Origin of the sequence: Natronococcus jeotgali DSM 18795 (assembly GCF_000337695.1) — an archaeon.
Taxonomy (GTDB): domain Archaea; phylum Halobacteriota; class Halobacteria; order Halobacteriales; family Natrialbaceae; genus Natronococcus; species Natronococcus jeotgali.
This window is the reverse complement of record NZ_AOIA01000085.1, coordinates 1-3,965: the sequence shown is the minus strand read 5'-3', so window position 1 is coordinate 3,965 and position 3,965 is coordinate 1. Positions and strand designations below refer to the sequence as shown.

3 protein-coding genes and 4 pseudogenes are annotated in these 3,965 nt (G+C 51.3%); 2 read left to right on the top strand and 5 right to left on the bottom strand.

Annotated features, from left to right (window positions below):
- Positions 1-82: 82 nt before the first annotated feature.
- From C492_RS09175 to C492_RS09170, 3 genes and pseudogenes are all read right to left on the bottom strand, one after another.
- Positions 83-643, bottom strand: a pseudogene (locus tag C492_RS09175) (IclR family transcriptional regulator); the annotation flags it as partial.
- Between the two features lie 257 nt (positions 644-900).
- Positions 901-1,209 (bottom strand): annotated as a pseudogene (locus tag C492_RS22725) (transposase); the annotation flags it as partial.
- Positions 1,210-1,890: 681 nt separating this feature from the next.
- Positions 1,891-2,505 (bottom strand): DUF7509 family protein, encoded by a 615-nt coding sequence (locus C492_RS09170; RefSeq protein ID WP_008422716.1) that lies wholly within the window; start codon positions 2,503-2,505, stop codon positions 1,891-1,893.
- Positions 2,506-2,603: 98 nt separating this feature from the next.
- On the opposite strand from C492_RS09170, the gene C492_RS09165 reads away from it, so the two are divergent.
- Positions 2,604-3,014, top strand: coding sequence for a winged helix-turn-helix domain-containing protein (locus C492_RS09165; protein ID WP_008422715.1), 411 nt, complete (start codon positions 2,604-2,606; stop codon positions 3,012-3,014).
- 163 nt (positions 3,015-3,177) lie between these two features.
- A pseudogene (locus tag C492_RS25275) lies at positions 3,178-3,394 on the top strand (hypothetical protein); the annotation flags it as partial.
- A 241-nt stretch (positions 3,395-3,635) separates the two neighbouring features.
- On the opposite strand, the pseudogene C492_RS25885 reads toward C492_RS25275, so the two are convergent.
- Positions 3,636-3,767: pseudogene (locus C492_RS25885) on the bottom strand (type II toxin-antitoxin system death-on-curing family toxin); the annotation flags it as partial.
- A gap of 8 nt (positions 3,768-3,775) precedes the next feature.
- A partial coding sequence (locus C492_RS09155) for a transposase (protein ID WP_008422712.1) occupies positions 3,776-3,965 on the bottom strand: 190 nt, incomplete at its 5' end.

Sequence of the window (3,965 nt, the reverse complement as noted above, 5' to 3'; positions counted from 1 at the left end):
ATCCTCTACCGGATTCTCACACTCCTAGTTACTGACTATTCTAGTTCGGCGTCCTTGGATGCCTCGCTGCGTTAAACTAGAACAGATGCTGTAAGAGGTTGTCACGATCTGTGATTGTCTGGGCCGTCTGTCTGGGGAGTCCCCAGTCGTCCAATACCGCTTCGACGCGCTCGTCAGGTAATTCCGCGAGGATTGCTTTACCGGTTGCGACGCTGTGGAGATAATAGTAGATCCCAGCAGAGCTAGGTGCGGTAGAGATATGTCGTTCCTTGGAGGGAAAGTGGCTGTCCGGGTGAAAGGATTCGTGGACGAGAATGCCGCGATTATCGTTCTTGACGACGAATTCGACTTCTTCGTCGATTCGGTCGGAAAGTTCGGTGACAGTCTGTTTCGCCAGTGTGTACGCGTTCTTGCGTGAGCGGGCATACTCGCCGTGATTGAGGAACCGCAACCCGATATGATATACCGCTCCTTCCTTCGTAAGATATCCTTTTTCGAGAAGGGTCTGGAGGTGGAGATGGATCGTACTTCTCGAGATCTCCAATTCACCGGTCAATTCCTCGAGTGTTGCACCGCCCAATTTCTGGATCGTATCGATTACGACCAGTGATCGTTCTGTGGTTTTCGCCGTCTGTTTAGTCATAGCTCTTCATACCAGTTAAATCAGGATAAAGATTCGCCATAGTAGAACTATTAAGTCTCTACTGTTACTTCTATCGGAAAACCGTATCGGCGTACGGGTATAGTTAACAGCAGGCGAAACGAACGAACCGGTAGACTAGGAGTGGAGGGNCTACTGTTACTTCTATCGGAAAACCGTATCGGCGTACGGGTATAGTTAACAGCAGGCGAAACGAACGAACCGGTAGACTAGGAGTGGAGGGTGTCATAGAACTCTTCTCACACCGTGATGATCGTGCCTCCCGGATTGTCTCCGCGTTCGTAATTGGTGATAGCGACGACAAGGCGAAGGCACAGAGAAAGAAACACCTGTGCCCGTGCGTGGACGCGGCCTCGGGCGTACGTACGCCCGAGGCCGCAGTCCTTCACTGATTCATTGGTTCGTTCGATTCCAGTACGGCGATTGTACGTCTCATCCAACGTGGACTGCTTCAGCTGAACGTCCTCGCCGTGTTGTTCGATGCGGTCTTCGACCCTGTACTCGATGTCTTTCGGGTCACCAGCGTTCCGTGCGTTGTACGGAGCTATTCACAACGTGTGCTATCGACTCGGCTTTTAATCACGATATTCCACGTGTGCGCCGTACGCGCTGCCAAATGCTGAAAAGAATGAGGCTAATCCAACTGCAAGAAACACTTCCGATGGTGTCGGCAAGATCAGTGAAGCGACATAGGTTACAACTAATGTAATTACGAGCGAAATGACTCCCGCAATAGCTGATTTTTTGAGTAATTGCGAACTCATACAGCAAACCTCATGAGACAGTTACAAAGAACTAACCAGAGCACCTTCGCGCTGCGTGTTCAGCATGGCTGGATGAACCTCACTGCTATCTGACAACTGCTCTGGCGTTCAGTTCGCTTCTCTACGTAGCGGTTGGTTCACCGAAATAGGGATGAAAACAACCCCATGAGAATAGTTCTATGACACCCTCGAACTCTATGATGAGTCGATAGACCAAGTGTACAGCGTGTCCGCTAGTTCATAGTGAGACTTGGCCGAGAAGTTCCGGTAGTCAACTCGGCAATTAGTTGTGCTTGGCCTGTAGAATACTGTATTTAATATAGCGGTCAGTCCACAGAGTTGATTTCACACATAGTGCACAACACCCCTTTCATTCGGGCAAACTATCGAGTCACAATCTTCGCTTGGGGCCGATATTAGCTAGTTCTCGAGTTCAGCGGCCTGCAATACCTGAGTAAATAATACTCACTGCAGGTGATCGAGACCGCCGCGGTGCTCCCGCTGCATAATCTCGCCTACGAATCGCCGGAGGGTGTCGACGAGTTCCGCTTCAGTGTCGTACGTTTCGATCCGCAGATCCCACCGTACTTTCGCCGACCGAATCATAGCACTTGTTACATTGTCTTCATGAACAAAGACAAGCCGATCACCGTGGGTTTCTGCGAGAGTGGCAAGGATGCTTCCAGCTTCCTCACCGACACCGAAATTGTGCCCAAGAAATGGAACGACGAACGCGGTGGCATTGCTACACCGAGTGTACTCGATACTCTGGGTCACTGCATTCACCTTATCCGTATCCACATCGACGTCGAGAGCCAGAAACGCGTTTACTCCGGGCGTAGTTCGAAGCTCCCCTTGTATTCGCCGCAAGAGTGCCTGTGCCTCGTCGATATCGGCTTTGTTCTGAAAGAGCGTCCGAAGAGGTCCCGGAAGATCGTCGATATTGATCTCTTGGCGCTCCTCTTCGCTCAGGACGTAGTTGAGATTGAACGACTTGTACGGACCCATCAGATAGAACAGGAAACGATCGTATTTGACATCCCCCAGCCGGTCAGTGATTCGGTCCCGTGTAATTTCCATAGAGTTTGCTCTTCTTCGAGGATATATAAAGAGCGGCGTTTCCGGGAAGTCCTGGCTTGACAACAACTAAGAGTCTTCCGCTCGTTTCTCGAAGCAAGATGGCTACGAATTCTCGCGCTGCTAATGGGGAACTTCCAGATGATCCGGAGGAGTTGTTGCCCAACGACAGCATCCTTTCTCTGGACGAATATCTTGAGATGCATGCTGCCGTCGGTCATCGGACTCGGTACGAGATCCTTTACCGACTCGTTCACGGTGGAGAGATGAGTCCAAAGGAGCTTGAGGAGGCAATACAGATCGACGATAGTACCCTTCACTACCACCTCAACAAACTTCTCAATGTAAGCCTCGTTGAGAAGCGACAACGCACCGAACGAGGACAGGACGGGTTGTACACGTACTATCGGGCGACGGTCTTCGGAGAGGTCACGCTCACGGAAGGTGTAGATGAACTGATCCGCGGCGAACAAGCGTTTGGAGAGATGTACGACAGTTCAGTTGAGGAGTGATTCAAGACTCGTCTTTATCAACGGATTCCGAGGTCCGGACGACTTCTACGTTAGAGCTGTAGTCACAATTTTCGTTTGAGGACCTGCGCTAGCTGGTTCTCGAGTTCGGCGGCCTGCAGGATCTTGATCTCGCTTTCGGCCTGTTTCCGTGATCAGGTACTGGTTTCCTGAGCCTATCGTCTCACGAGCGATGGATGGCGTCCAGCGGTACATCGCGAACGCCGACGACCGCCCAGTGGACGAAGTCGAACGTGCTGAAGCGCCTTGGCTGCGCTGGCCGCTCAGCGTCTCAGTATGGGCGCAGCGACCGAGGTCATATCTCTACAACCGATATTGCTGCCGACGAAAGGGTCGAGACCATCCTAATACGTGAGTCCTATCCCGGTGTTAGAAATACGGGATGTAGTCGAAGTTGAGATTATTCGTCTTCGAGAGCTGCATAAATATCGGCATGACGGCGTCCGTCAAGCTTCCCCATTTCAAGAGCTATTTCGTGGCGTTCTTCGTCGCTTTCGGCCGACTGATATCGCTCGTACAGTCGGCGAACTTCTTCGTCGACCGCTGTCGAGGAATCAGTACTGGACGCCATTTCTATTTGAATATAGTCATCGTGTCCGTTTATCAGTTACGGCGAGCGCAGGCTCGGAAGTAGATAACCGCTGTTTCAATATCGACTTGAGCTTCATCGGTCGCAAACCGGTGTAGCAATGCACGTACTTCATCGCCGTACTCGAACGCGTATCCATTGATTATAGTAGTCATTAGAAGTAATCACTCACTTTTGGAAGTGACAGTTGATCAAGAGCGGTATCAATCGTTGTTGTGAGCTCAGGAAGCGAGTCAAAGAACCGGTTGCTAAGAACTGCTTGGAGCTGTCTCCAGCACTCCTCGACTGGATTGAGTTCGGGAGAATACGCCGGTAACCTCACGAAGGCGAGGTCGTCACGGGCC